This is a genomic window from Candidatus Terasakiella magnetica, assembly GCF_900093605.1.
Lineage (GTDB): Bacteria > Pseudomonadota > Alphaproteobacteria > Rhodospirillales > Terasakiellaceae > Terasakiella > Terasakiella magnetica.
Map to the genome: position 1 here is coordinate 35,345 of NZ_FLYE01000004.1, position 26,074 is coordinate 61,418.

The window sequence follows — 26,074 nt, forward strand, 5'->3', positions numbered from 1 at the left end:
ACTTCCTTAGTATATATCTTTATAGATCATTCTTCAAAACATAAAAAAAGACGAGAAGGTCACCCTTCCCGCCTTTTTCTATTCGGTTTTCTACTGGCTTATTAGCGTGCAGAAGAATATCCGATTGACTGTAGTGCCTCATCAATTTCAGGCAGAACAGACATATCTTCAATTGTACCCGGTGCTTTATAGTCCTTACAGTCTGCAATTGCTTGCATAGTACCGCGAAGGATTTTGCCCGAGCGTGTCTTTGGCAGACGCTCAACAACAACACATTTACGGAAAGCTGCAACCGCACCGATTTTTTCACGAACCAGTTTAACAACTTCAGCAATGATCTCGTCATTAGACTTTTCAACGCCACGCTTCAGCACGATGAAACCAACAGGGTTTTGCCCTTTAAGTTTATCATCTGCACCAATAACCGCACATTCTGCAACATCAGGGTGACCGGAAAGAACTTCTTCCATACCACCTGTTGAGAGACGGTGACCCGCAACGTTAATGATATCATCTGTACGTGCCATGATAGAGACATAACCGTCTTCATCAATGATACCTGCATCAGCTGTTGCGTAGAAACCTGGGAATTCTTCCAAGTATTTAGACTTGTAAAGGTCGTCTTTTTCCCAAAGCGTTGGCAATGTGCCCGGTGGCATTGGCAATTTACAAACGATTGACCCAATGGTGTTGGCCCCAACAGGGTGACCTGCATCATCAAGAACCTGCACATCCCAACCCGGCATTGGCTTGGTTGGTGAGCCCGGCTTGACTTCAAACTCATGCAGACCCAATGGGTTTGCACAAATCGCCCAACCTGTTTCTGTTTGCCACCAGTGATCAACAACTGGTTTTTTCAAAATTTCTTGCGCCCAGTTCAATGTATCAGGGTCTGTACGCTCACCAGCAAGGTAAAGCGCATTTAGGCAAGATGTGTCGTATTTATCCAAGAAGTCTGCCTCTGGATCATCACGTTTGATCGCACGAAATGCCGTTGGTGCCGTGAAGAGAACACGAATGTTATATTCTTCAATCATGCGCCAGAAAACACCCGCATCAGGCGTACCCACAGGCTTACCTTCAAACATCACTGTCGTACAACCATGTAGAAGTGGGCCATATACGATGTAGGAGTGACCAACAACCCAACCCACATCAGAAGCCGCCCAGTAAACATCACCGGGTTCACAGTTATAAAGCGCAGACATGTTGTATTTCAACGCCACCATGTGACCGCCGTTATCACGAACAACGCCTTTAGGCTGGCCCGTTGTACCAGAGGTATAAAGGATATAAAGAGGATCAGTTGCTTTTACAGAAACACAGTCCGCAGGCTCAGCTTTTGCAAGCTCGGTTGCATAATCAAAGTCATAACCGTCTTTAAGCTCAGCTTCTGCTTCTTCACGTGCAACAATCACGGTCGCAAGTGGTTTGTGATCTGAAAGCTCAATTGCACCGTCTAGAAGCGGTTTATATGCAATCACACGACCCGGCTCGATACCACAAGAAGCAGAGATAATAACTTTTGGCTTGGCATCGTTGATACGTACGGCCAACTCATTAGAAGCAAAGCCACCAAAAACAACAGAGTGAACCGCACCAAGACGTGCAACAGCCAACATGGCAACAGCGGCTTCTGGGATCATTGGCATGTAAATGACAACGCGGTCACCTTTTTCAACGCCGCGTGCTTTTAAAACACCTGCAAGGCGTGAAACCTGATCTTTCAGTTCGCTGTATGTTGTTTTGCTTTTGCGACCTGTGATCGGGCTATCGTAAATGATCGCGTCTTGATCACCGCGGCCTTCTTCTACATGGCGGTCAACGGCGTTGTAACATGTGTTACATTCAGCACCCGCAAACCAACGATAAAGAGGGGCGTTGGAATCATCCAAAACTTTATCCCACTTTTTATCCCATTTGATTTCTTCAGCTGCTTTAGCCCAAAACCCTTCTGGGTTTTCCATCGATTCTTTATATGCTTCATCGTACCGGTTGGTCATAACGTCCCCATTTCCAAGCGATTTTTACAATAAGAGCTTGAAGAATTCCCTCTCCTTCAAACTTAGGCCAAGACTCTGCCCTAAAATTGGAAAAATTAAAAGCCTTAATTTGGTATTGTTTTACCGATTTTTTGTATTTTCCGGTCTTCTATATGTTAAATCATGGTAAATTATTTCAAAATTCCATCCCCATCCTTACTTTTTTTTACACTTCTAAGTGCATTTTGGTATTCCGCGAGCCGATTGATGCTGCTATGAATCGTTCCAAATGAATTTTTACATCGGGGACTGATATAACCATGGAAAACATCTACGATATGCATCTGGAGAAAACAGAAGCGAACTACGAGCCACTTTCTCCTCTTTCTTTCATCAAACGCACAGCGATGGTTTATCCAGATCGCCCATCCGTGATCCATGGTGATAAGACCTATACCTGGAAAGAAACCTATGAGCGCTCCGTGCGCTTGGCCTCTGCCCTTCATAAAATGGGCATCAAAAAAGGCGACACGGTTGCCGTTATGGGTAACAACACACCAGAAACATACGAAGCGCACTTTGGTGTACCAATGTGTGGTGCGGTTCTCAACACCCTGAACATCCGCCTTGATGCAGAAGCCATTGCCTTTATCTTGCAACATGGTGAAGCAAAAGTTCTGTTTACTGATCGTGAATTCTCAGACGTTACCAAGGCCGCGGTTGCTCGCCTTGAAAGAAAACCAATCGTCATTGATATTGATGATGCCTTGGCTGAAGGTGGCGAGCTTATCGGTCAGGAAGATTATGAGCATTTCATCTCTAAGGGTGATTTGGAATATGATTGGTCCGGCCCTGCTGATGAGTGGGAGGCGATCTCCCTGAACTATACATCCGGTACAACAGGCAACCCAAAAGGCGTTGTCTATCACCACCGTGGTGCCTACCTCAACGCCATTGGCAATGCGCTTGACTGGAACATGCAACAACACCCTGTTTACCTGTGGACGCTTCCCATGTTCCACTGTAACGGCTGGTGCTTTGCTTGGACCTTGGCGGCCAAGGCCGGTACCAACATCTGCCTGCGCAAAGTAAATGCGAAAAACATTTATGAAGCCATTGAAGAACATAAAGTTACCAACTTCTGTGGCGCACCGATTGTTCTGTCTTTTGTGATCAACGCGACAGAAGAAGAAAAGAAACCGTTTGAGCATAAATGTTCCATCATGACAGCAGCCGCCCCACCGCCAGCTTCTGTACTTAAAGCCATCCAAGATGAAGGCTTTGATGTAACCCATGCTTATGGCTTAACAGAAACATATGGCCCTGCCGTCTTCTGTGCTTGGAAAGAAGAGTGGAACGAGCTGCCGATTGAGCGTCAAGCCTACCAGAAATCACGCCAAGGTGTGCGCTACACCCTTGAAGAAGGGCTGATGATTGCCGATAGCGAAACCACCATTGAAAAACCATGGGATGGCGAAAGCATGGGCGAAGTCTGCTTCCGCGGTAACATCGTCATGAAAGGCTATTTGAAAAACCCAACAGCCACAGACGAATCCTTTAAAGACGGCTGGTTCCATTCCGGTGATTTGGGCGTAAAACACCCTGATGGCTATATCCAGCTGAAAGACCGTTCTAAAGATATCATCATCTCTGGTGGTGAAAATATTTCTTCCATTGAAGTAGAAGATACACTGTATCGCCACCCAGATGTCGCTGCCGCTGCCGTTGTGGCCAAGCCCGATGTGAAATGGGGCGAAACCCCGGCAGCCTTTATTGAGCTGAAGCCAAGTGCGGGTAGTGTTACTGAGGAAGATATCATCAAACATTGCCGTGATAATCTGGCGCACTTTAAATGCCCACGCACCGTGATCTTCCAAGAACTACCTAAAACATCAACAGGTAAAATCCAGAAGTTCATCCTGCGTGATGGATTAAGAAAAGAAGCAGGCGAACTCTAAGCCTCTAACTTTTACCAAGTCTTTGAAAAGCCCTGTATATATTGCAGGGCTTTTTCTTTTTTTAACTGAGTTAACTGTGACTGCGCCTTACATCAAAAACTTATTGAACAATATCCTTAAATAAAAACAAGCCCTCAAACTACCAAAGCTTGAGGGCTGTCAATATGCGAACTCAATTCGCCAGTTCTCATAAATAAAAGAACTCTTTATCACTCTATATCGATCTATATGTAATGATCGTTTATGTCTACTGCGCTGCTAAAGTCGAGATTTCGTCTTTTAGCTTCAATTTTTGGCGCTTGAGGTCGTGTATAAGGTCGTCGTCAGGGTGAGGTCTGATTTCTTCTGCTTCGATTTTATTTTCAAGTTCTATGTGCTTGGATTTAAGAGATTCAATACGGTCTAAGACGCTCATGCGAACAACCTCCCTTAGGCAATTATAAGAAGGTTTTATGATACCTAAATTATAATTCGATTACCAGCATTGCATGTTGTGCAGCGCAGCACAAACCTTGCCTTTTCATCAATCACCAAGGCAAATCCCAAGGCCGCGTGCGGTATGCACAAGTGTGCCAGTCACATCAATTTTTTTATATCGTTTCACCACTTCATCCAATGGCACATCCACCACCTCGCGGTGCTGCCAAGCCACCATGCAATTGGTCTTGCCTTGTGCCATCAAATCAACGGCCCTCACCCCAAAGGCAGAGGCAATAAGGCGATCACGCATGGCAGGTGTGCCCCCGCGTTGCAAATGGCCCAACACCGTCACACGGGTGTCCGCCCCTGTCATTTTTGCGATTTGTCCGCCAATCTCATGACCGACCCCGCCGTAGTTCATTTTACCTTCTTCATTGGCATGCATGACGGTTTGCCCCTGACTTGTCTTAATCGCTTCTGAACAGACAACAAGTGCGTGGCTGCGTTTTTCATTTTCATACACATCACGAATTTTTTCAGCCACCTTGTCCATATCATAGGCAATTTCAGGCAGCAAAATCACATCGGCCCCGCCTGCAATGCCAGCATGAAGGGCGATATGGCCTGCATCACGGCCCATAACCTCCAACACCATGACACGATGGTGGCTGGCAGCTGTGGGCAATAATCGATCCAGCGCATCCACCGCCACATTAACCGCGGTTGTAAAGCCAATGGTAAATTCGGTTAAGGCCACATCATTATCAATGGTTTTGGGAATACCGATAAAGGGGATATCACCCAGCTCACATAAACGATTGAGGATTTTCATGGAGCCATCGCCCCCAATCCCAATCAACCCATCCAGATTAAGGCTTCGAAAGCCTTCAACAAATTCCATGGAGCGGTCTTTCACACTGCCATCTGGCATTTTAAAGGCAAATGGGTCGCCCTTTGTTGACGATCCTAAAAAGGTCCCGCCTTGGCGCAGTAAAACACCGCTAAAAGTTTGTTTATCCAGTATTTCTGCCTCAATTGGCTCAGAAATAAGCCCCAATGTACCGTTACGAATACCGACAACTTCCCAGCCAAACCCGTCAATAGCACGACGGGTAACGGCGCGAATAGCCGCGTTCAATCCTGCACAATCCCCACCGCTTGTGAGAATACCGATACGTTTTTTAGCCATCTGTCTTCCTTTTTTATTATTTACAGGCGTTTATATGTTATGATCCCAGCCTAATGTTTCAATAAGATCAAAACAAGTCGGGAAAAAAATGCCTGAAACCCGTGAACTCCACATCAAGCTCGCGATTTTACAAACCGAACACCGCGATCTGGACGATGTCATCGATCGCATGGTTGAAAATCCACCTTATGACCAGCTTCGATTACAACGTCTTAAAAAGAAAAAGCTGACATTAAAAGACCAGATCATCAAGCTGGAGAATATGATTCTCCCCGATATTATCGCCTAACAAAACGGCGATGTAAGTCTTTATCTGCTTCTTTTAAAACCACATCGACTTCTTCGGTGAGATGCAAGCTATGCAGCCCATAAGCAACCTCTGCATCCAGAATATGACCGTCATACATAATCGGGCCTTGTTTAACGCGTTTTTCCAAATGACGGATTTTCTCTAAAGCTGATTTTTCATCACTCAGTGCCATCACAATACCAAAACCATCCCCGCCTAGCGTGCCAATGCGGTCTGTTTCGCGCAGTTGAGTTTTAAGAATTTCTGCGGCTTCGCGAATAACTGTTTCACCTGCCAACAGGCCAAAACGTTCTTTAATCACGCTAAAATTACTGATTTGAAAATATACAAAGGTCGCCGCACTGCCTGAGCGCTGAATTTGCGATGCAATGACGGATATTTCGCGCGCCAAGGCATGGCGGGTAAGTACGGGAAGGTCCGAATGTTTATCAACCGAGCTGGACAATTTCATTTCCAGATGATGGGTCATGGCAAGTTCTTCGCGCAAATCTTCCATTTCCTCCATCAACACAATGATGGCATCGGTAACAGCAGGGGTAAGTTCACCTTCTGGAATATTCATGAAAGAGGTTACATCATTAATCCCGCGCCGTGGTGCGGGGTATTTACGTTTTCCCTGAAAACGACCATAGGCCGGGCGGTGTGAGCTTTGTTCCTGCTCATTGCCCACATAAGGCTTCAGGCCTTCAGAACGTTTGATGTCATCTACAGGCATAATAGCCTCTCAACTCTCTTTCTCAACTGCCTTATAGTATACTGTAAATATTATCTTTTTCCTAATTATGCGCAAAAACCTTGCGATTCCCCCCTACATCCATATAATACGCCCCTTTTTTAAGACCTTGTTTGGGAAAAACGCTATGGATAGTGCAGCACCTTGTGTCGGTATCATTATGGGCAGCCAGTCAGATTGGCCAACCATGAAACTCGCAGCAGATATGTTAGAAGAAATGGGCGTTTCTTACGAAAAACGCATCGTATCCGCGCACCGCACACCGCAACGTCTTTATGACTATGCCAATAATGCCAAATCACGTGGCCTGCAGGTTATCATTGCAGGGGCTGGCGGGGCTGCCCATCTCCCGGGTATGGCTGCGGCGATGACGCCACTCCCCGTCCTTGGTGTTCCGGTTAAAAGTCGTGCCCTAAACGGTATTGATAGCCTCTATTCAATTGCACAAATGCCCGGTGGCGTACCTGTTGGTACATTGGCTATTGGCGATGCGGGTGCTAAAAACGCCGGGATCATGGCAGCCAGCATCATTGCCTTGCAAGATGAAGCTGTGGCTGCCAAATTAGATGAGTTTCGCGCCAAACAAACAGCATCTGTTGCAGAAGAACCTGTTGACTAAAACATTAAGGTCAAATGACATGAACGCATATAAACAACTCCCACCGGGTAGCACCATTGGTATTATCGGTAACGGACAGTTAGGCCGCATGACAGCACTGGCTGCCGCACGCCTTGGATATATGTGCCATGTCTTTGGCCCGGGTGAAGATAGCCCGGCTGAACAGGTCGCCCATAAAGCCACAGTGGCAGATTATGATGACCGTGACGCCCTGATCGCCTTTGCCGATGCCTGTGATGTGGTGACGTTTGAATTTGAAAACATCCCCCATGAAAGTGTGCAACTGCTGACAGAACATGTGGATGTGCGCCCGGGCTGGAACTGTTTGCACCTGTCCCAAGACCGCTTGATTGAGAAAACTTTCATCAATGAATGCGGCATTGCCACAGCGCCTTTTAAAGGTGTGGACTCACTTGCTGACCTTGAAAAAGCAGTTGACGAATTGGGCCGCCCCAGCATCTTAAAAACCACGCGCATGGGCTATGACGGTAAAGGCCAAGCCTTGATCCGCCCTGAAACAGACCTTGCAACCGCTTATGAATCTATGGCAAATGCCCCTTCTGTTTTAGAAGGCTTTGTTGATTTCCAGCGTGAAATTTCCGTTGTGGTGGCGCGCAGTGCCTGTGGGCAATGGACCGCATTTGAGCCTGCTGAAAACATTCATGTGGATGGTATTTTAGATACTTCTACGGTACCTGCGCATATTCCGGACGGGTTGATTGAAGAAGCCGTGCGTATTGCGGTTACACTGGCTGAAAAAATGGAAATCATCGGCCTTGTGGCTGTGGAAATGTTCCATACCAAAGATGACCAGCTGATCGTTAATGAAGTGGCACCACGCCCGCATAACTCCGGTCACTGGACGCAGGATGCCTGTTATTCAGACCAGTTTGAACAGTTCGTGCGCGCGGTCTGTGGTCTGCCACTGGGCTCAGTTGAGCGCCGCAATGATCTGGTGATGAAAAACCTCATTGGTTTTGACGTTGAAAAATGGCCGGATTATTTAAACGAACCCAATGCCAAGCTACACCTATACGGTAAAGCCTCCACACGGCGCGGGCGCAAGATGGGTCATGTTAATCTGGTCTACCCCCTTGGTGAACTCCCCAAAGAATAGATACATCCGTCTATTTCTTCTCAACCCACATCATCAGCAAATAAGCCGTTAAAGCCAGAACCGTAAAACCACCCACAAGCGGCACAAGCGTCTGGTCATAAAGCTGCCCGATAATGGTGCCCAGCGTCATTGAGGTAAAGGTCGTGCCTGCGCCAATGATGGAAGAGGCAATGCCTGCAATATGGCCCATCGGCTCCATCGCCATGGCATTGGCATTGCCAAATAAAATCCCCATAAAGAAGAAGATGACGATCATCGCCCCCATAAACAGGGCAAAGGGCGGATGCCCCTCAACCATGAGCAAATAGGTCAAAAACGTCCCACTTGAAATGATCATCAAGGCCAAGGAAGATTGCATCAAAGCACGCATCCCATATTTCATGACAATCTTGCCATTAACCAATGAGGATGCCCCCACGGCCAAGGCCAGCATGGCAAAATACAATGGGAACATCTCATCAATGCCATAGATATCAAAATAGAGCAGCTTGGCGGTATTGAGGTAAGTGACCAGACAGCCAAAAGCCATCCCGCCAATAATCATATAGCCCACGGAAAAACGGTTTCTCAGCACCTCAATGGTGCCACGCAGGACCGAAGCCAAGGAAAAAGGGATACGCCTGTCTTTGGGCAGGGTTTCCGGTTGGCGGGTATAAAGCCAGATGAGATTAACAAAAGCGAGCACGGCAAAGAGATAAAAGATACTTTCCCAGCTGCTATAAACCAGCATCAAAGCCCCAAAGGTAGGCGCAAGTGCAGGCATGAGGATAAAGATGGTAATGACAAAAGACATGATGCGCGCCATCTCACGCCCGGCATATTGGTCGCGCACAAAGGCAATGGAGACCGTGCGTGGCCCAGCCACACCAAAGCCTTGCAAGAACCGCCCTGCCAGCATCACATCATAGGTCGGGGCAAAGGCGGAGATTAAAGAGCCGATGATAAACAGAACCAACCCCATATAAGTGGCAGGTTTGCGCCCGATGGAATCAGAAAGAGGGCCATAGAACAATTGCCCAATTGCCATCCCCAAAAACACAATCCCGACAACCAGCTGAACCTCATTGGCGTCTTTGATCTCAAAACTCGCCGCAATGGCGTGAAAAGCCGGCAAGATCGCATCAATGGCCAAAGCCACCAACGACATGAGAAATGCCATCAGCGCAATAAACTCGCCCGTCGTCTGTTTCTTTTCCATTATGATCGCGCCTTATATGGTTGAGGGTGTCTTATAAGGCAAATCAAAAACCAGCGCTGTGAAGGAGTTCACAAAATTGAGCGAATTAACGTTTCATCAGGCCCGCTGCACCGCCGTGGCCTGTAAGCTTACAAAAGACATCTTCAATTTTTGAAAAGATTTTCTTGCGGGTTTTGACCGCCGCAATCACATCCATTAAACGGCGGCGATAAAACAAGATGGTTTCTTCTGCATTTTCCGACTCGTCATTAAGCCAGAAGACCATGGTCGCACTATATACAGCCGCGAGTGAGGCACGCTTGGTATAATAATTAAAGTCAACGGACTCATCACCACAACACCACCACATCTCATCCACCGCTTTCCACACCACAGCAACACCTTCAGGTGCATTTTGCACCAGGGCGTAATGGGACATGGCCTTGCGCACAGCTTCACGGTACGGGCCTTCAATTTCAAGGCGGATACGCATGGCGGCTTCTAGGCGTTGGCCCACACCCATTTTTTCAAGATCGGTTTCTTCCAGCTTTGCCGCCATCTGGCGATTGATATAATCGGCAAAATGGGCGAGCACATCACTGATCCCATAAGGAAAAGCACGCACAGCCATAGACGCATCATAACCAGCTTCAATCGCACCCTCTTCAACCGCGCTATCCGTCCAGCCATCAAAAATCACATTGGGCAAAGTGCCTAGAAGGATTTCGTCCTTAACCTTAATGTCCTGCATTGCCTTTAATCCTGACTTGCTGCTTTTTGCATTTCTTCAACATAGCCGAAACTGCCCATGTCGTCCATGCGTTGCGGATATAAAATACCGTCTAGATGGTCACATTCATGTTGAACAACACGGGCATGGAATCCAGTTGCCTCGCGCTCAATCAGCTCCCCATCAAGGCCATAGCCGCGATATTTGATCTTGCTGTAACGAGAAACTTTACCCGTCATAGTTGGGATAGAAAGGCACCCCTCATAGCCAGCTTCTTTTTCCTCACCCATGGGTTCAATTTCAGGGTTGATCAAGACCGTAAGACCGATCTCATCCTCAGAACTTTCTGCAACGTCGCGTCCGCGCGGCACATGAAAAATCACCACGCGCAAGGGCACATGCACCTGTGGGGCGGCTAATCCTGCGCCTGTGGCATCTTCCATGGTTTCAATCATATCTGAAACCAGATGTTCAATCTCAGGCGCTGTTGGGTCTTCAACCGGGGCTGCGATTGTTTTTAAGACCGGATGGCCCATACGCGCGATTTTCAAGATCACAGCAGTTACCTTTAAGATAAGGGGTTAACTCAGTCCTCTTGATATACTCTTCAAGCCGCTTTCCAACAATAAAAAAGATCGTCCCCAAAGGGGAATTTGCCTGAATCTACTTTACGCCATATGAATCATATGCTACAGACCCGCTTCCTTTTACATCTTTGTCAAAGGAATGGGCATATGGCCCAGTTGTTATTTATGAGAAGGAGGCCCTGACCATCGTACAGGTAGTAGTTCGCGACAATAATGTCGACCAGGCACTTAAAGCACTTAAAAAGAAAATGCAGCGTGAAGGCGTTTTCCGTGAAATGAAACTTCGCCGTCACTATGAAAAGCCATCTGAGAAAAAAGCTCGTGAAGACGCAGAAGCTGTACGTCGTGCCCGTAAGCTTGAGCGCAAACGCCTAGAGCGTGAAGGCTTCTAAACACCCTTTCTCAATTTTGGGAAAAACCGTGTTTAACTGACTATATTTTCTATCGGATATCTTTCATGCCTGAAGGGATATTCGACACTATTACTACTTGAAAGGTGGTGATGTGGGCTTGTGGTTCGTCTCTTCGAATCGCACCTCATTTACCCTTCAAAAAAGGCGAAAGCGCTTTCATCAGCAGCTTTCGCCTTTTTTTATTTTCAGATTATGACAGCGTCACGGATTATTTATTAATCCAGTCCTTATAGGCCTGATCGGCCGTCAGAATATGCGATAAGAGCCAGTCGCGCAAAAAATCATGCACATTAGAGCCAATGCTCATATTCGCTTCATTGGCGCTTTTAAAGCTTTCCTTGGCTGTATTTAACCAATCACGAAATTCATTATGTTGGCGGATATGGGCATCCAGATCATCATAATTACACGCGATGAGCTTTTCTTCCTCATCAGCGAAATGCTCACCTACATAAAGGTCAAGCTTATCAAAGGTAATTGCCAAAGCACTGGCATCAAGATCATGATCTTCCAAGCGATCAATCAGGCTGAAAAGGTTCTGGTGCTGGCGGTCAATCTCACCATCACCAACGCTATATTCGTCTTTCCATTTCAAACGGGTCATCACTTTTCCCCATATTCAAAAGTTGAACGATTTTATAACAGTTTTCCGATTTTTCGCACTTGACCCTGCTCAAGACTTAAATACAGGCAAAGATGTCCTGCATAGAAACAACTTGGGCATAATCCCCATTAAGCACAGATAAAGCCAGCTGATGCACGTCTTCACCTTTCCATTCACGTCCAAGCATATCCACTTGGCTGGCGGCTGAACAGGCATCACTGACCACATAGGTGTCAAACTTCAAGCCTGCAGCGTGACGCACGGTGGCATCCACGGTATTGTGGGTATAGGCACCACAAACAACCAGCTTTTCGCAGCCATCCATGCGCAACATGGAGCCCAGCGCCGTGTTTAAAAACGCACTGCCATATTCCTTACCCACCACAGGCTCACCCGCCACAGGGGCGCTCTTTTCAATAAACTCACAAGAAGGCGACAGGCTGAAGTAAGGCGAGGTTGGCTCATGAGAAGTGTGCTTAACATGAAAAACAGGCCAATGACGCGCCCGCCATAATGTGAGCAGGTCCAAAATGCGTGTGGTGAATTCAGGATTGTTCAACTCCCCCATTTCAGGTTCATTAAGTGCTTGTTGCACATCGACAATCACTAAAGCTGTTGTTGCATCTAGGTCCATTACCCATAACCCTTACCAAAAGAAAAAGGCCGCCTCCAATTGAAGCGGCCCCTTACTATAAACAGGATGAATTCACTTAGCCAAGAGCTGACTGAACTCAACCCTATTTTATTTAATGCTCTGCAAGAGCGTATCCAGAGATGCTTTCGCATCACCATAAAACATACGTGTATTCTCTTTATAGAACAGTGGGTTTTCGATACCGGAATACCCCGTACCTTGACCACGCTTAGAAACAAACACCTGTTTCGCTTTCCAGCATTCCAAAACAGGCATGCCAGCGATTGGCGAGTTTGGATCTTCCTGTGCAGCCGGGTTCACGATATCGTTTGAACCGATCACGATCGCCACATCTGTTTCAGGGAAATCGTCATTGATCTCGTCCATTTCCATCACGATGTCATAAGGCACTTTGGCTTCTGCCAACAAAACGTTCATATGACCGGGCAGACGACCTGCCACCGGGTGAATGGCAAAACGCACTTCTTTACCCTGTGCACGCAAACGCTTGGTCAGCTCAGACACAGACTGTTGAGCTTGTGCAACCGCCATACCGTAGCCTGGGATGATGATGATGCTATCAGCATCTTCAAGGGCAGAAACCACGCCATCAGCATCAATTGCGATCATCTCGCCTTCAACTTCCATGGCTGGGCCACCATCGCCACCGAAACCACCAAGGATTACGGAAACAAAGTGACGGTTCATAGCCTTACACATGATGTAAGACAGGATCGCCCCAGAAGAACCAACCAGCGCACCGGTTACGATCAACAGATCGTTGCCGAGCGTGAAACCAATTGCTGCTGCTGCCCAACCGGAATAAGAGTTCAGCATGGAAACCACAACAGGCATATCCGCCCCGCCGATCCCCATAATCAGGTGCCAGCCGATGAAACCTGCGATGATGGTGACCAGAACCATTGTCCAGATACCAAAATCGTTACAATACATGATCCCAAGGATGATAGAGATGAGCAGGCTTGCCGCATTCCAGACGTGACCGCCGGGAAGCTTAATCGGCTTACCATCAATTTTACCTGCCAGCTTACCAAAGGCCACAACAGAGCCTGTAAAGGTCACTGCACCGATAAAGATACCGAGGAAGACTTCAACCTTTAAAATTGAAATTTCTACTTCTGTCTTATGGGCAAGTTTCTTGGCAAAACCTTTTAAGGCATCACGCACAGACTCATCCATGGCAAGAACAGATTGAAGTTCCAATTCAGCATTCAGCCCAATAAAGACAGCTGCCAGACCGACAAAGGAATGAAGGGCTGCCACAAGCTGTGGCATTTCCGTCATTTGGACACGTCCAGCCACATATTGACCGATAAATGCACCAACGGCGATGGCACCAATTAACCAAGCATGGTTGCCACTATCTGGGCTAAAGACCGTCATTAAGACGGCAACAGCCATACCCACGATACCGTACCAAACGGCGCGTTTGGCTTTTTCTTGGTTTGAAAGACCACCCAGAGAAAGGATGAACAATACGGATGCTGCAATATAAGCAGCAGTCAAAACACCAAAAGTCATTGTTTCATTTCTCCTTAGGACTTCTCGAACATGGCAAGCATGCGACGCGTTACGAGGAAGCCGCCGACGATATTAATGGTCGCAATCAAGACCGAAATCGTCGCCATAATCAGCACAAGGCTACTGCTGGAACCGATCTGTAAAACAGCACCAAGAATAACAATCCCTGAAATCGCGTTTGTCACGGCCATTAATGGCGTGTGCAAAGCGTGTGAGACATTCCAGATCACTTGGAAACCAATAAAACAGGAGAGGACGAAAACAATGAAATGCTGCATAAAGCTGGCTGGTGCAAACGCCCCAACAACAAGCATCAACAAGCCACCTGCGCCAAGCATTATCACCTGCTTTTTAGTTGCTTCCTTGAAATCAGCCTTTTCTTTTTCACGCTTTTCTTCCGGTGTCAGTTCTTTGACTTCTGGTTTTTTCTGCGCGGCAATGGCTTTAATTTTTGGCGGTGGTGGCGGGAAGGTAATTTCACCTTCAAAGGTCACGGTCGCACCACGGATCACATCATCTTCCATATCATGGTTAACCTGACCGTCTTTTTCTGGTGTCAGGTCTGTCATCATATGACGGATATTTGTGGAATACAGGCTAGAAGACTGCGCTGCCATTCGTGAAGGGAAGTCTGTATAGCCAATAATGGTAACGCCATTATCAGTCACAACTTTCTCATCCTTAACAGTGCCTTCAACGTTACCGCCGCGCTCTGCTGCCAAGTCAATAATAACCGAGCCGGTTTTCATGGCACCAACCATGTCTTCAAGCCACAGTTTTGGGGCTTCACGGTTGGGGATCAGGGCTGTTGTGATAACGATATCGATTTCTGGGGCCAGCTCGCGGAATTTTGCAAGCTGTGCTTCACGAAACTCTGGGGAAGAAACAGAGGCATAGCCACCTGTGGCGGCGCCGTCTTGTTGCTCTTCTTCAAAATCAAGATAAACAAACTCAGCACCCATAGATTCAACTTGTTCTGCCACTTCTGGGCGAACGTCAAATGCATAGGTAATCGCACCCAAAGAAACAGAAGCACCAATGGCAGCAAGACCAGCCACACCAGCACCCACAACCATCACCTTTGCCGGGGGTACTTTACCCGCAGCCGTAATCTGGCCTGTAAAGAAGCGACCAAAGTTGTTACCCGCTTCAATAACCGCACGATAACCAGCGATATTTGCCATGGACGACAAGGCATCCATTTTTTGTGCACGCGAAATACGCGGGACCATTTCCATGGCGATTACATTGGCACCGGAGGCTTTTGCAGCTTCCATACCGTCTTCGTTACCTGCCGGATTAAAGAAAGAGATCAGAGTCTTTTCTTTGCTCAGATGCTTGAGCTCAGCTTTTTCAGGCTCGCGCACTTTGGCAATGATGTCAGCTTTTTCCCAAAGGGCTTTCGCTGTTTTTACAATCTCAACACCCGCCTCTTCATAAGCTTTATCAGAAAAGCCTGCCGATACACCCGCACCAGATTGAACAGCACAGCGATATCCAAGCTTCTGAAGCTGGGTAGCGGACTCTGGCGTCATTGCAACACGCGCTTCTCCTTGGAAAAGCTCTTTAGGCGTTCCTATAATCTGTCCGTTATCCATAAATCCTCCAGTATTTCATTCGATTCATTTGAGGTTATCCGTTTATGTCAGTGGTCTTCTCAGCTAAATGCTTTGAAATGTAATGCGCACTTTGCCCTCCGTTGGTTAGCCCCAACGGAAAACAAAATACGCTGCATTCACTTATTACCCGAGCTTTATGCCTTGGTCATACCAGTAACCGCAAGTCCTTCATTAGTCGAACCCTGCATTTTTGTATGCGGCGCAACATTATAAAAATATAATATTGACATGCTTTTTGAGGGGGTCTCTTAGCTTCGAAGCATTCTAAAAGGCGCAGAAAACAGCGATTTTTTATGCTGCCCTGCAATAAAGTGGTATTACAACTCCGATTTATCTACTGTGACTTTATTGCAACAGCTGAAGGACTAGGACGCGATAAAATAAAAGTTGCAACCGCAACCATTATAACCCCAAGTGATATGGGAACATATATATTCTCACTCATGAGTAATGAGAATCCAACAGAAACGGTCATCAGCGACAAAGATAGAATCTTCGCTTTTGGTGCGATGGCTCCATGTTCAAACCAGTTGCGGATATGATGACCGTATTTCGGATGGGTAAAGAGCCAGCGTTTTAAACGTGGTGAACTTTTACTAAAGGCCCAAACGGCAACCAACAAAAAAGGCGTGGTCGGTAAAATCGGTAAAAAAGCACCCACAAAGCCAAGGCCAGTAAAGAACCAGCCAATGCTCAGATAAATCGTTTTTCTCACGTTACGCGTCATAAAAAGATATCTTGTGAGGCCTCAGGGACTTTTCAAGATTAAACTACTCTTCTTTAAGCCTCAATCTCTTTTCCATCCCATGCCAGCACGCGCCCACTGTCATTTGCACAGACACCGCCAAGAACATCCATGAGCTTTCCTGCCGCATATGTGGGGGTAAAGAGACCACCTTGTACCGCATTTTCTTGATAAGGCTTGGAAAAGGCCGTATCCACGCCCCCTGGGTGCAAGCCAATCACAGCAGCCTTTTGATTATTTTGAGCGGCCTCAATTGCAGCGCATTTGATCATCATATTTAACGCCGCTTTAGAGGCGCGATAACCATACCAGCCCGCCATTTGATTATCTGAAACACAGCTAATGCGTGATGACATCGCCGCAAAAATGCTGGTTTTCTTATTGTTGAGCTTTGGGATGGCATGTTTTGCCACCAGCATGGGCCCAACGGAATTTATATGGAAATAGTTTAATAATTTTTCCCATTCCAATTCCTTCAAGTTCCTCTCTGGAACAACACTATTGCCTTCTTTTAAAATCCCCGTCGCCACAAGGATTAAATCCAAGGGCCTTTGCATGGCGGCTACTTCAATAACCTGTTTTATTTTACCTTCATCATCATAATCAAATAAGAAGGGTGTTACCTTGGGAGAGGCGTGAGAAAAAACACTGCGCGCCCCTGCATAGACCCTCTCAACGCTATCAATTTTGAGTATCCTTTCAAGTAACGCATTTCCCAACCCGCCTGAAACCCCAAAAATCATAACATTTTTAAAATGATGCATCGGCAATATCCTCTTCATTCTTATAAAGAAGATATAAGGACTGACCAAGCGGTCAAAAACCCGTATGGATACTTAGATGCAAAAGTATACCTCTATAAAGACAGGTAATTCAGGCCCTATTTATCCTAGGGTCAGGACCTATTAATTTATCTCGCACGCCATGGTTTCGTTGGATGATCCCGAGAAACCCATTCCTTCCCACAATCCTCACTGCGCATGGGAAAAGTCATTTTCTGATCATCGTCATAGGATCGGGATTTATCAAAAAACGGTATCGTTACTGTTTTGGCTTTTATTTTTTCTTCCTCAACATACCAAAGTGAGTGGCTATTGATAAAACTCCCCCGTTTAAACCCTTTTGAGCCATCATAATAATGGGTGGAAAAATGAACATGAGGATATTGTGTGCGACCTGTTAACCCATTTAAGCCGATTACTTGCCCCCGCTTAACTTCACTGCCAAGTTTTAACTCTTTAGGGATTTGTTCCAAATGAACATAGGTCGAAACGATATTACCATGGCGCAATAAAATAAGTGCGCCATTTGAAACAGCTTCATCACTGTCATCATCACGGATAATTTTTACGATTTCCCCAGGTGCGGCTGCAATAATGGGAACAAAAATATCACTTTTAATATCAATCCCTAAATGTACCCGATCTCTTTTACCCGACCCCTTAATTGCAAATAGGTCTGAACCAATATTACAATGTTGGTAATCGACAAGATAGCCACCAGTCACTTTGGGCCCCGGACCAGAAGTATCCTCAAGATACTGCTCCCCCTTTAGACTATAACCATCGGTCTGGCACGCACTCAGTAAAAAGAGGCAAGCCACTGCAAAATACTGTTTATTTTTCATCTTTATGCCTCTTTAATTCTTTGCATTATTTTCGGTTCTTAAAAAACCCAAGAAAAAAGCCTTTGCAGAAGTAACATCTAACAAAGGCTTTCATTCATATTTTTTCATTCTGTCCTAGAACGGGATTTCATCATCCAGATCACCACCAGGGACACCGCCGCCAGTGCCACCGCCACCTTGTTGGCCACCACCAGAATTCCATTCTGGGCCCGTGCTGCCGCCTTGTGGGTCAGCTTGGCCGCCAAAGCCGCCAGAATTGCCGGAACCTTGACTATAATCATCACCCCCACCGGAGTAGCCACCTTCACCACCGCCCGGGCGACTACCCAACATGGTCAACTCACCACGGAAACGTTGCAAGACGACTTCTGTTGTGTATTTTTCAACACCGCTTTGATCTGTCCATTTACGAGTTTGCAAAGCACCTTCAAGATAAACCGTAGAGCCCTTGCGCAAGAAACGTTCAGCCACATCAGCAAGGCGTTCGTTAAAGATCACCACACGGTGCCATTCTGTGCGTTCGCGACGCTCACCAGACTGACGGTCTTTCCATGTTTCAGAAGTTGCAATAGACATATTGACGATTTTCGCACCGTCATTTGTGAAGCGAACTTCGGGGTCACGGCCCAGATTACCAACCAAAATTACCTTATTTACTGAACCCGCCATGGAAACTCCTCACTGCTTTCGCGGTTATCTTTTCAAATTTGCCCGAACATACTAGCATTGTAGAAAAGATACCAGCACTTCCTTTTCCTCTCAAATAGATAAAATTTTAACAAATTTATCCACAAAGATACTTTGGTTCCCTAATATAATACGCTAATATGCTTTTTAAATTGGTTGAATACACATGCATTGAACGATGAAAAAACAACTTACAACTGCCGTCTTACTGACTTCCTTATTTCTATCAGCCCCTGCCTTTGCAGGGACTTTTAATTTGGTAACCGCCCCCTTTAAGCCTTTTACCAATCCTGATCATGAAAAAGGCGGTTTCCTTGTTGAGGTTGCCCGCCAAGCCTTAAAGCTGCGCGGTCATGAGATGACGATTACATATCGCCCTTGGGCACGTGCTTTGGCAGAAGCCTCCCAAGGCAAGTATGATGGCCTGTTAAGTGCTTTTTATAATGATGAGCGCGCGAAATCATTTCATTTTTCAGCCCCGCTCAACACCACGAAAATGGTTTTTGTCGGCTTGAAAGAACAGTTCAAAAGCAAACAATATAGTAGCTTAAATGAGCTTTCTCCCTACCTCATCGGCGTTGGACGCAAATGGGCTTATTCTAAAGAATTTGAATCCCATACAGGACTTACAAAAGTAACCGTCAATGACGAACCCAAAGGCATCCAGCTCCTCTTCCACAAGCGCATAGAGCTCTTTGCTGTAAATGTGGATCAATATCACAGTGCAATTACAAAACTAGACCAGTTTAACGTCAATCAATCTGTTATTCTGGAGCCTGCTATCTCCACTAACGACCAGCATATTGCCGCCTCTCGCGTGCTGCCAAATAGCGAGAAGTTTCTGTCTGAGTTTAATACGGGTCTTGCCGCGCTTAAGGCAAATGGCGGCTATAATAAAATCAGAAACGGCTTTTTTGGCTTTTAGGCTTTACATCTGGCCCACATCGCACTATCTGTGAACATTCAAATGTTCTCCTTTTGATCTTATGGATAGATAGACATGAGTGTTGATGAAATTCAGGTACGCGGTGCGCGTGAACATAACCTGCGTGATGTGGATGTAAATATCCCCAAAAATTCCCTGACCGTCATCACGGGCTTGTCCGGTTCTGGTAAATCCTCCCTTGCCTTTGATACCATCTATGCCGAAGGTCAACGCCGCTATGTGGAATCTTTATCAGCCTATGCCCGCCAGTTTCTTGAGCTTATGCAAAAGCCGGATGTGGATCATATCGAGGGGCTCTCACCTGCCATTTCCATTGAGCAGAAAACAACCTCAAAAAACCCGCGTTCAACCGTTGGCACCGTAACTGAAATTTATGATTACATGCGTCTTTTATGGGCGCGTGTGGGTGTGCCCCATTCCCCGGCAACAGGCCTTCCCATTGAAAGCCAGACGGTCTCCCAAATGGTTGATCGCATTATGGAACTGGAAGAGGCCACCCGCCTTTATATCCTTGCCCCCATCGTGCGCGGTCGCAAAGGGGAATATCGCAAAGAATTTATCGAGCTTCAGAAAAAAGGCTTTCAACGTGTGAAAGTTGATGGCGAGCTTTATGACGTTGATGGGGTGCCTGAACTTAATAAAAAAGTTAAGCATGACATCGAAGTAGTGGTGGACCGCCTTGTTGTGCGCGAAGGCGTGGAACCCCGCCTTGCCGATAGTATCGAGACCGCCTTGGAACTGGCCGATGGGCTTTTATTTGCCGAAGATGCAAAGTCTGGTGAGCGCCATACATTTTCTGCCAAATTCGCCTGCCCGGTTTCCGGCTTTACCATTGATGAGATTGAGCCGCGCCTGTTTTCTTTTAACAACCCGTTTGGGGCGTGTCCGTCTTGTGATGGCTTGGGCACAGAAATGTATTTTGACCCCGAACTGGTTGTCCCCAACGATAGTGACCCTATGGAAAAAGCCATTGCGCCATGGGCAAATTCGTCCAGTGTCTATTATGGTCAGACCCTAAAGGCCATTGCCAAACATTATCAAGTTGAGATTGAAACAACCTTTGCCAAGCTGCCCAAAAAGGTACGCGATGTGGTGCTTTATGGTTCTGGCAAAGAAGAGATCGAAATTGCTTATAATGATGGCAAACGATCCTATCAGGTGACCAAACCCTTTGAAGGCGTCATCCCCAATATGGAACGTCGCTGGCGTGAAACCGATAGCTCGTGGGTGCGCGATGAACTGTCCAAATATCAAACGGTCACAGGCTGTTCTGATTGCGGTGGGCACCGCCTGCGCCCTGAGGCTTTGGCTGTTAAAATCGATGGGCTGCATGTGAGTGAAGTTACAGCCTTTTCCATTGATGAAGCCGCAAAATGGTACGGCGGGCTTGAAGAAAAGCTTGGTCAAAAAGAACAGGAAATTGCACGGCGTATTTTGCGCGAAATTAACGAACGCCTTGGCTTTTTGGTCAATGTCGGGCTTGAATATCTCACGCTTTCACGTTCTTCCGGCACCTTATCGGGTGGCGAAAGCCAGCGTATTCGCCTTGCGTCCCAGATCGGCTCAGGCCTCACTGGTGTGCTTTATGTGTTGGATGAGCCCTCAATCGGTCTTCATCAACGTGATAATGACCGCCTGCTTGAAACGCTTGTGCGCCTGCGCGAGCTTGATAATACGGTCATTGTGGTGGAACATGATGAAGATGCCATTCGCTCTGCCGACTACCTCATTGATATGGGGCCACGTGCAGGTTTACATGGTGGTATGGTGGTGGCAGAAGGCACACCTGATGAGGTGATGGCAAATCCAGACAGCCTGACCGGGCAGTACCTCACAGGCATGGAACAAATCCCCTTGCCTGCCAAACGTCGCAAAGGGCGTAAAGGCCAATCCATCAAAATTAAAGGTGCTACGGTCAATAACCTGCAAAATGTAAATGCGGAAATTCCCCTTGGCACCTTTACTTGTGTGACGGGTGTTTCTGGTGGGGGGAAATCCTCTCTTGTCATTGAAACACTTTATAAAGCGCTTGCCAAAAAGCTCCATGGCGCACGCCTGCACCCCGGGGAACATAAAAAACTTGAAGGTATCGAGTTTATCGACAAGATCGTTGATATCGACCAATCCCCCATTGGACGTACACCACGCTCAAATCCGGCAACCTACACAGGGGCCTTTTCACCCATTCGTGAATGGTTTGCAGCCCTGCCAGAATCAAAAACACGCGGTTATAAGCCGGGACGTTTCTCCTTCAACGTCAAGGGCGGGCGCTGTGAGGCCTGTCAAGGCGATGGGGTCATCAAGATTGAAATGCACTTCTTACCAGATGTCTATGTGCAATGTGATGTCTGTAAAGGCAAACGCTATAACCGCGAAACACTGGAAGTCAAATTTCGCGGGAAATCCATTGCGGATGTGTTGGATATGACCGTTGAAGAAGCAGTTGATTTCTTCAAAGCAGTACCCAGCATCCGCGATAAGATGGTCACCCTACAGCGCGTTGGTCTGGGTTATATCCATCTGGGGCAACAGGCCACCACCCTGTCTGGCGGGGAAGCCCAACGGGTCAAACTTGCAAAAGAGCTATCGCGCCGCGCAACGGGTAAAACCATCTATATTCTGGATGAGCCCACAACGGGCTTGCATTTTGATGATGTGCGCAAGCTTCTTGAAGTGCTGCACGCCCTTGTTGAACAGGGCAATACGGTCGTTGTGATTGAACATAACCTCGAAGTCATCAAGACAGCGGATTATATCATTGATATTGGGCCGGAAGGCGGGGCCAAGGGCGGGCGTATTGTGGCGACAGGCACACCGGAAAAAGTCTGTAAGGCAGAAGAAAGCTATACGGCAAAATATTTGAAAGACTATTTGAAGTAAGGCTCTTTTTGACTTCTTGGCTGTGCTATACTCAGGTCTATGACAGATAAAGCAGACATCTTTAAAAAACTAAGTACCATGCAGGATGAACTTGATGAATTCGGCATTGCACGTATCGGCTTGTTTGGCTCTTACGCGCGCGGCACCCCGCGCAGCGACAGTGATATTGATATGCTGGTTGAGTTTTATGAAACCCCCGGCCTCATCCAGCTGGCAGAACTTCATATCCGGCTCGAAGAATCATTTGGGCGCCGTGTTGATATTGCCACGACTCAAATGCTGTCAGCCGATTTAAAGGACAACGTACTTTCTGAGGTGATTTTCGATGACAAAACCTCACAGGCATGAACGCTGGACCTTTCATCTTGAACAGATGGTTCAAGCGGTTAATAAGATTGAGCGCTACGTTGCAGGTATGAGCCGCAAAGAGTTTCTACATGATGACAAAACCATTGATGCGGTCATTCGCAATCTGGAAATTCTTGGTGAAGCCACACATCACATCCCCAATAAGGTGCGCAAAACCTATAAACCTGTGCCATGGTTAGCGCTGCGCCATATGCGCAATTTCCTCGCCCATGAATATTTTGATGTGGACCCAAAAGTCATTTGGGAGACCGTTGCCAAAGACCTGCAAGGGTTGAAAATGTCGCTCAAACGCCTGCGTCGCGATGCCGCACAGTAAAAATGTTCGCAACTGCACAATTTTTTTCACTCTCAGGCACCTCTAATATTGCGCTGGCCTGTGCTTTAGAATAAGAATAGAGGATATTGCAATTGCGCTTTGCCACCCCACATGATTTTGAGGGGTAAGTACACTTGGGCCATACCGAATGAATATCTATCTACCGATAGCTGAGATTTCCGTAAATATGTTCCTCCTGCTTGGAATGGGTGGGGCTGTGGGCTTTTTATCCGGCATGTTTGGTGTGGGTGGCGGTTTCTTAATGACTCCCCTTCTCATCTTTATTGGTGTCCCCGCAACCGTTGCTGTTGCGACAGAGGCCAACCAGATTGTCGCCTCCAGCGTCTCTGGTGTCATTGCCCATACACGGCGCAAAAACGTTGATTTCAAAATGGGTTCCATGCTGCTTATCGGTGGTGTGGTTGGTTCGACCAGCGGTGTTTGGCTGTTTTCAGCCTTAAAAGAGCTTGGTCAGATCGACCTTGTGATTAAACTGTCTTACGTGGTGTTTCTCTCCATCATCGGCGGATTGATGTTTATTGAGAGTGCGCGGGCAATTTTGCGCAAACGCAAAGGCTTTGTCGGCTCAGGCGGTCAACACAAACGCAAAGACCATTCCGGCTGGCAGCACAAGCTGCCCTTTAAAATGCGTTTTCGCCGCTCAAAACTCTATATCAGTGCCTTACTTCCTATCAGCGTTGGTGTTGTGGTTGGTATCCTCGCCGCCATCATGGGTGTGGGCGGTGGCTTTATTATGGTTCCGGCCATGATTTACCTTTTGGGTATGCCTACTTCCGTTGTGGTTGGCACCTCGCTTTTCCAGATTATTTTTGTAACCGCCAACGTCACCATCTTACAAGCCGCAAGCAACCAGACGGTTGATATCGTACTGGCCTTATTGTTGTTAATCGGCGGTGTCATCGGTGCCCAGTTTGGTGCACGCGTTGGCATGCGTATGCAAGGTGAACAGCTTCGCGTCCTGCTGGCCCTCATGGTGCTCGGTGTGTGTGTGAAACTTGGCTTTGATTTGATGGTCACCCCTGACGACCTCTTTAATATCGGCGCGGGCGGAGGTCATTAATCATGATACTGCGCGCACTTGCCATCTTTTGCTTTACCCTATTTGCCTCGCTACAGCTCCACGGCGCAACGCCCAATGTCTCAAACGAGATTGTCGCCGCCCTTGATGACCATTTGGTTGCCATTGACACAGGCTTTAGTGGCTCAAAAGTCCTCCTCTTTGGGGCAACCGAAGGTGAAGGCGATGTGGTTGTCATTGTGCGCGGCCCTTCCCATAACGAAGTGGTGCGCAAAAAAGAACGTATCATGGGCGTATGGGCCAATAACGAAGAAGTCACCTTTAGCAGCACACCTGTTTTCTATAACATTGCCTCATCGGGTAATTTAGAAGACATGGTGCCAGCCTCTGAGCGCCAGCGCCTTGAGCTTGGCCCCGAATATCTCAACACCTATCTTGCCCCTGAAAGCAAGAATATTTCAGATGAGAAAAAAGAGATTTTCTGGAAAGCTTTATTGCGGGCAAAAAAACGCAATGGCCTTTATGCCAACACAACAACGCCTGTAAAGTTCCTTGGCAAACGCCTGTTTCGCGCTGACTTTGTTTTCCCGGCCAACATTCCTGTAGGGACCTATCTGGTCTATGTCTATCTGGTCAAAGACAAAAATGTCGTCAGCAGCCAGATCACCCCGCTTATCGTCTCTAAAATCGGGGCCGAGGCCGAGATTTATGATTTTGCGCACCGCCACAGTTTTGCTTACGGTATCATCGCCGTCATCATCGCGCTCTTTTCCGGCTGGGTCGCCTCGGTCGCCTTTCGCAAGAAATAACATCCCCTTTTCTTTTTAGCTATCAGGAGAACACCCCGTGTTTGACGTAAACGAATATTTTAACGGCAATGTAAAATCGATCGCCTTTAAGGGTGAGAAACTGCCTTCTACTGTGGGTGTAATGGCCCCGGGTGAGTATGAATTTGGCACCTCCCAACATGAAACCATGACAGTTGTGAGCGGCGCTTTAACCGTTAAACTACCCGGTGCGAGTGATTTTGTGACCTTCAAATCCGGCGAGAGCTTTGAAGTCGCCGCTAACACAAAATTCCAAGTAAAAGTCGCACAAGAGACCGCTTATCTTTGCACTTATGCTTAAAAAAATAAGGCCATGGCGCTTCATCTGCACCATGGCCTTATTCTATTCATTTTAAGGCTTATTTAGAGGCTGCGTGAATAGCCTTGATATTTTCAGCGTAATTCCCGCCAAAAACAGCTGAACCTGCCACAACCACATTGGCACCTGCATCGACAACGGATTTAATCGTTGCCGGGTTCACGCCACCATCAACCTGAATATCGATATCACGATCGCCAATCATGTCTTTCAGACGCTTGATTTTTTCAAGCTGAGACGTGATGAACTTCTGCCCGCCAAAGCCCGGATTAACCGACATCACCAAGATCATGTCGATTTCATCCAGCACATATTTAACCGTATTTACAGGTGTTGCTGGGTTTAGGGAAACACCGGCTTTTTTACCCAAATCCTTAATACACTGGACAGAACGATGCAGATGCTTATCGGCTTCTGCGTGGACTGTAATAATATCCGCGCCTGCCTTTGCATATTCTTCCAAATAAGCTTGTGCTGGATCAATCATCAAATGCACATCAAAGGGCTTATCTGTGTAAGACCGGATCGCCTTGATCACGCAGGGACCAAAGGTCAGGTTGGGCACAAAGTGACCGTCCATTACATCAATATGGATCCAGTCTGCACCAGCTTTATCAACAGCAGTGATCTCTTCACCCAGTTTAGCGAAATCGGCGGACAAAATGGAAGGGGCGATTTTAAGCAT

28 protein-coding genes are annotated in these 26,074 nt (G+C 47.0%); 12 read left to right on the top strand and 16 right to left on the bottom strand.

Annotation, left to right across the window (positions count from 1 at the left end; all coding sequences use genetic code 11):
- Positions 1–101: 101 nt before the first annotated feature.
- Positions 102–2,003 (bottom strand): propionyl-CoA synthetase, encoded by a 1,902-nt coding sequence (locus tag MTBPR1_RS04815; protein WP_069186436.1) that lies wholly within the window; start codon positions 2,001–2,003, stop codon positions 102–104.
- Between the two features lie 299 nt (positions 2,004–2,302).
- On the opposite strand from MTBPR1_RS04815, the gene MTBPR1_RS04820 reads away from it, so the two are divergent.
- Positions 2,303–3,940: an acyl-CoA synthetase gene (locus MTBPR1_RS04820; protein WP_069186437.1), complete on the top strand. Its 1,638-nt coding sequence runs from the start codon at positions 2,303–2,305 to the stop codon at positions 3,938–3,940.
- 247 nt (positions 3,941–4,187) lie between these two features.
- On the opposite strand, the gene MTBPR1_RS17740 is transcribed toward MTBPR1_RS04820, so the two are convergent.
- Both MTBPR1_RS17740 and MTBPR1_RS04825 read right to left on the bottom strand, forming a co-directional pair.
- Positions 4,188–4,355 carry a YdcH family protein gene (locus MTBPR1_RS17740; protein ID WP_083222897.1) on the bottom strand — a complete coding sequence of 56 codons (168 nt, stop codon included), beginning with the start codon at positions 4,353–4,355 and terminating at the stop codon, positions 4,188–4,190.
- 108 nt (positions 4,356–4,463) lie between these two features.
- A complete protein-coding gene (locus MTBPR1_RS04825) occupies positions 4,464–5,549 on the bottom strand; it encodes an ATP-dependent 6-phosphofructokinase (protein WP_069186438.1) in 1,086 nt (361 codons plus the stop codon).
- Between the two features lie 88 nt (positions 5,550–5,637).
- On the opposite strand from MTBPR1_RS04825, the gene MTBPR1_RS04830 reads away from it, so the two are divergent.
- Positions 5,638–5,838, top strand: a complete 201-nt coding sequence (locus MTBPR1_RS04830) for a YdcH family protein (RefSeq protein WP_069186439.1) — start codon at positions 5,638–5,640, stop codon at positions 5,836–5,838.
- Here the strand turns inward: MTBPR1_RS04830 and MTBPR1_RS04835 are convergent.
- Positions 5,828–6,574 carry a GGDEF domain-containing protein gene (locus MTBPR1_RS04835; RefSeq protein WP_069186440.1) on the bottom strand — a complete coding sequence of 249 codons (747 nt, stop codon included), beginning with the start codon at positions 6,572–6,574 and terminating at the stop codon, positions 5,828–5,830. The two genes, MTBPR1_RS04830 and MTBPR1_RS04835, sit on opposite strands and share 11 nt — an antisense overlap.
- Positions 6,575–6,719: 145 nt before the next feature.
- Here MTBPR1_RS04835 and purE point away from each other — a divergent pair, with 145 nt between their 5' ends.
- Complete coding sequence (gene purE / locus MTBPR1_RS04840) at positions 6,720–7,211, top strand: 5-(carboxyamino)imidazole ribonucleotide mutase (RefSeq protein WP_069186441.1); 492 nt, start codon at positions 6,720–6,722, stop codon at positions 7,209–7,211.
- Between the two features lie 19 nt (positions 7,212–7,230).
- Positions 7,231–8,328, top strand: a complete 1,098-nt coding sequence (locus tag MTBPR1_RS04845; protein ID WP_069186442.1) for a 5-(carboxyamino)imidazole ribonucleotide synthase — start codon at positions 7,231–7,233, stop codon at positions 8,326–8,328.
- Positions 8,329–8,338: 10 nt separating this feature from the next.
- Here the strand turns inward: MTBPR1_RS04845 and MTBPR1_RS04850 are convergent, their stop codons facing one another.
- The 3 genes from MTBPR1_RS04850 to def form a co-directional block, all read right to left on the bottom strand.
- On the bottom strand, positions 8,339–9,526 hold the full coding sequence (locus MTBPR1_RS04850) for a multidrug effflux MFS transporter (protein WP_069186443.1): 1,188 nt from the start codon (positions 9,524–9,526) through the stop codon (positions 8,339–8,341).
- An 85-nt stretch (positions 9,527–9,611) separates the two neighbouring features.
- Positions 9,612–10,256 (bottom strand): COQ9 family protein, encoded by a 645-nt coding sequence (locus tag MTBPR1_RS04855; protein WP_069186444.1) that lies wholly within the window; start codon positions 10,254–10,256, stop codon positions 9,612–9,614.
- A gap of 5 nt (positions 10,257–10,261) precedes the next feature.
- Positions 10,262–10,792, bottom strand: a complete 531-nt coding sequence (gene def, locus MTBPR1_RS04860; RefSeq protein WP_276204533.1) for a peptide deformylase — start codon at positions 10,790–10,792, stop codon at positions 10,262–10,264.
- Between the two features lie 215 nt (positions 10,793–11,007).
- On the opposite strand from def, the gene rpsU reads away from it, so the two are divergent.
- The gene (rpsU, locus tag MTBPR1_RS04865) at positions 11,008–11,214 is read left to right on the top strand and encodes a 30S ribosomal protein S21 (protein WP_083222901.1); all 207 of its coding nucleotides are present in this window, start codon (positions 11,008–11,010) and stop codon (positions 11,212–11,214) included.
- Positions 11,215–11,443: 229 nt separating this feature from the next.
- On the opposite strand, the gene MTBPR1_RS04870 is transcribed toward rpsU, so the two are convergent.
- The 8 genes from MTBPR1_RS04870 to ssb form a co-directional block, all read right to left on the bottom strand.
- Positions 11,444–11,839 carry a bacteriohemerythrin gene (locus tag MTBPR1_RS04870; RefSeq protein ID WP_069186445.1) on the bottom strand — a complete coding sequence of 132 codons (396 nt, stop codon included), beginning with the start codon at positions 11,837–11,839 and terminating at the stop codon, positions 11,444–11,446.
- Between the two features lie 76 nt (positions 11,840–11,915).
- The gene (locus MTBPR1_RS04875; RefSeq protein ID WP_069186446.1) at positions 11,916–12,473 is read right to left on the bottom strand and encodes a cysteine hydrolase family protein; all 558 of its coding nucleotides are present in this window, start codon (positions 12,471–12,473) and stop codon (positions 11,916–11,918) included.
- Positions 12,474–12,581: 108 nt separating this feature from the next.
- Positions 12,582–14,015 (bottom strand): NAD(P)(+) transhydrogenase (Re/Si-specific) subunit beta, encoded by a 1,434-nt coding sequence (locus MTBPR1_RS04880; protein ID WP_069186447.1) that lies wholly within the window; start codon positions 14,013–14,015, stop codon positions 12,582–12,584.
- A 14-nt stretch (positions 14,016–14,029) separates the two neighbouring features.
- Positions 14,030–15,613 carry a Re/Si-specific NAD(P)(+) transhydrogenase subunit alpha gene (locus MTBPR1_RS04885; RefSeq protein WP_069186448.1) on the bottom strand — a complete coding sequence of 528 codons (1,584 nt, stop codon included), beginning with the start codon at positions 15,611–15,613 and terminating at the stop codon, positions 14,030–14,032.
- 355 nt (positions 15,614–15,968) lie between these two features.
- Positions 15,969–16,361 (bottom strand): YbaN family protein, encoded by a 393-nt coding sequence (locus MTBPR1_RS04890; RefSeq protein ID WP_069186449.1) that lies wholly within the window; start codon positions 16,359–16,361, stop codon positions 15,969–15,971.
- Between the two features lie 53 nt (positions 16,362–16,414).
- A complete protein-coding gene (locus tag MTBPR1_RS04895; RefSeq protein WP_069186450.1) occupies positions 16,415–17,143 on the bottom strand; it encodes an SDR family NAD(P)-dependent oxidoreductase in 729 nt (242 codons plus the stop codon).
- Between the two features lie 146 nt (positions 17,144–17,289).
- Complete coding sequence (locus MTBPR1_RS04900) at positions 17,290–18,006, bottom strand: M23 family metallopeptidase (protein WP_069186451.1); 717 nt, start codon at positions 18,004–18,006, stop codon at positions 17,290–17,292.
- Positions 18,007–18,120: 114 nt separating this feature from the next.
- Positions 18,121–18,675 carry a single-stranded DNA-binding protein gene (gene ssb / locus MTBPR1_RS04905; RefSeq protein WP_069186452.1) on the bottom strand — a complete coding sequence of 185 codons (555 nt, stop codon included), beginning with the start codon at positions 18,673–18,675 and terminating at the stop codon, positions 18,121–18,123.
- Positions 18,676–18,871: 196 nt separating this feature from the next.
- Here ssb and MTBPR1_RS04910 point away from each other — a divergent pair, with 196 nt between their 5' ends.
- The 7 genes from MTBPR1_RS04910 (at position 18,872) to ppnP (ending at position 25,371) form a co-directional block, all read left to right on the top strand.
- Positions 18,872–19,618, top strand: coding sequence for a substrate-binding periplasmic protein (locus MTBPR1_RS04910; RefSeq protein WP_069186453.1), 747 nt, complete (start codon positions 18,872–18,874; stop codon positions 19,616–19,618).
- Positions 19,619–19,693: 75 nt separating this feature from the next.
- Positions 19,694–22,519, top strand: coding sequence for an excinuclease ABC subunit UvrA (gene uvrA, locus MTBPR1_RS04915; RefSeq protein ID WP_069186454.1), 2,826 nt, complete (start codon positions 19,694–19,696; stop codon positions 22,517–22,519).
- A gap of 39 nt (positions 22,520–22,558) precedes the next feature.
- The gene (locus tag MTBPR1_RS04920) at positions 22,559–22,867 is read left to right on the top strand and encodes a nucleotidyltransferase family protein (RefSeq protein WP_069186455.1); all 309 of its coding nucleotides are present in this window, start codon (positions 22,559–22,561) and stop codon (positions 22,865–22,867) included.
- Positions 22,845–23,204 carry a HepT-like ribonuclease domain-containing protein gene (locus tag MTBPR1_RS04925; RefSeq protein WP_069186456.1) on the top strand — a complete coding sequence of 120 codons (360 nt, stop codon included), beginning with the start codon at positions 22,845–22,847 and terminating at the stop codon, positions 23,202–23,204. Before MTBPR1_RS04920 ends, MTBPR1_RS04925 begins: the two co-directional genes overlap by 23 nt.
- 148 nt (positions 23,205–23,352) lie before the next feature.
- Positions 23,353–24,285 (top strand): sulfite exporter TauE/SafE family protein, encoded by a 933-nt coding sequence (locus MTBPR1_RS04930; RefSeq protein ID WP_069186457.1) that lies wholly within the window; start codon positions 23,353–23,355, stop codon positions 24,283–24,285.
- Positions 24,286–24,287: 2 nt separating this feature from the next.
- On the top strand, positions 24,288–25,052 hold the full coding sequence (locus MTBPR1_RS04935; RefSeq protein WP_083222899.1) for a TIGR02186 family protein: 765 nt from the start codon (positions 24,288–24,290) through the stop codon (positions 25,050–25,052).
- A 37-nt stretch (positions 25,053–25,089) separates the two neighbouring features.
- The gene (ppnP, locus tag MTBPR1_RS04940) at positions 25,090–25,371 is read left to right on the top strand and encodes a pyrimidine/purine nucleoside phosphorylase (RefSeq protein WP_069186458.1); all 282 of its coding nucleotides are present in this window, start codon (positions 25,090–25,092) and stop codon (positions 25,369–25,371) included.
- A 58-nt stretch (positions 25,372–25,429) separates the two neighbouring features.
- On the opposite strand, the gene rpe is transcribed toward ppnP, so the two are convergent.
- Positions 25,430–26,074, bottom strand: coding sequence for a ribulose-phosphate 3-epimerase (gene rpe / locus MTBPR1_RS04945; protein WP_069186459.1), 645 nt, complete (start codon positions 26,072–26,074; stop codon positions 25,430–25,432).

Coding starts and splice junctions, on each gene's coding strand:
- uvrA (WP_069186454.1), top strand. CDS start 19,694: ATGAGTGTTGATGAAATTCAGGTACGCGGTGCGCGTGAACATAACCTG.
- MTBPR1_RS04890 (WP_069186449.1), bottom strand. CDS start 16,361: ATGACGCGTAACGTGAGAAAAACGATTTATCTGAGCATTGGCTGGTTC.
- MTBPR1_RS04880 (WP_069186447.1), bottom strand. CDS start 14,015: ATGACTTTTGGTGTTTTGACTGCTGCTTATATTGCAGCATCCGTATTG.
- MTBPR1_RS04850 (WP_069186443.1), bottom strand. CDS start 9,526: ATGGAAAAGAAACAGACGACGGGCGAGTTTATTGCGCTGATGGCATTT.
- MTBPR1_RS04935 (WP_083222899.1), top strand. CDS start 24,288: ATGATACTGCGCGCACTTGCCATCTTTTGCTTTACCCTATTTGCCTCG.
- purE (WP_069186441.1), top strand. CDS start 6,720: ATGGATAGTGCAGCACCTTGTGTCGGTATCATTATGGGCAGCCAGTCA.
- MTBPR1_RS04820 (WP_069186437.1), top strand. CDS start 2,303: ATGGAAAACATCTACGATATGCATCTGGAGAAAACAGAAGCGAACTAC.
- MTBPR1_RS04895 (WP_069186450.1), bottom strand. CDS start 17,143: ATGCATCATTTTAAAAATGTTATGATTTTTGGGGTTTCAGGCGGGTTG.
- MTBPR1_RS04875 (WP_069186446.1), bottom strand. CDS start 12,473: ATGGACCTAGATGCAACAACAGCTTTAGTGATTGTCGATGTGCAACAA.
- MTBPR1_RS04825 (WP_069186438.1), bottom strand. CDS start 5,549: ATGGCTAAAAAACGTATCGGTATTCTCACAAGCGGTGGGGATTGTGCA.
- MTBPR1_RS04815 (WP_069186436.1), bottom strand. CDS start 2,003: ATGACCAACCGGTACGATGAAGCATATAAAGAATCGATGGAAAACCCA.
- MTBPR1_RS04885 (WP_069186448.1), bottom strand. CDS start 15,613: ATGGATAACGGACAGATTATAGGAACGCCTAAAGAGCTTTTCCAAGGA.
- MTBPR1_RS04830 (WP_069186439.1), top strand. CDS start 5,638: ATGCCTGAAACCCGTGAACTCCACATCAAGCTCGCGATTTTACAAACC.
- MTBPR1_RS04900 (WP_069186451.1), bottom strand. CDS start 18,006: ATGAAAAATAAACAGTATTTTGCAGTGGCTTGCCTCTTTTTACTGAGT.
- MTBPR1_RS04870 (WP_069186445.1), bottom strand. CDS start 11,839: ATGACCCGTTTGAAATGGAAAGACGAATATAGCGTTGGTGATGGTGAG.
- MTBPR1_RS04855 (WP_069186444.1), bottom strand. CDS start 10,256: ATGCAGGACATTAAGGTTAAGGACGAAATCCTTCTAGGCACTTTGCCC.
- MTBPR1_RS04925 (WP_069186456.1), top strand. CDS start 22,845: ATGACAAAACCTCACAGGCATGAACGCTGGACCTTTCATCTTGAACAG.
- MTBPR1_RS04920 (WP_069186455.1), top strand. CDS start 22,559: ATGACAGATAAAGCAGACATCTTTAAAAAACTAAGTACCATGCAGGAT.
- MTBPR1_RS04835 (WP_069186440.1), bottom strand. CDS start 6,574: ATGCCTGTAGATGACATCAAACGTTCTGAAGGCCTGAAGCCTTATGTG.
- MTBPR1_RS17740 (WP_083222897.1), bottom strand. CDS start 4,355: ATGAGCGTCTTAGACCGTATTGAATCTCTTAAATCCAAGCACATAGAA.
- ssb (WP_069186452.1), bottom strand. CDS start 18,675: ATGGCGGGTTCAGTAAATAAGGTAATTTTGGTTGGTAATCTGGGCCGT.
- MTBPR1_RS04930 (WP_069186457.1), top strand. CDS start 23,353: ATGAATATCTATCTACCGATAGCTGAGATTTCCGTAAATATGTTCCTC.
- MTBPR1_RS04845 (WP_069186442.1), top strand. CDS start 7,231: ATGAACGCATATAAACAACTCCCACCGGGTAGCACCATTGGTATTATC.
- MTBPR1_RS04910 (WP_069186453.1), top strand. CDS start 18,872: ATGAAAAAACAACTTACAACTGCCGTCTTACTGACTTCCTTATTTCTA.
- rpe (WP_069186459.1), bottom strand. CDS start 26,074: ATGCTTAAAATCGCCCCTTCCATTTTGTCCGCCGATTTCGCTAAACTG.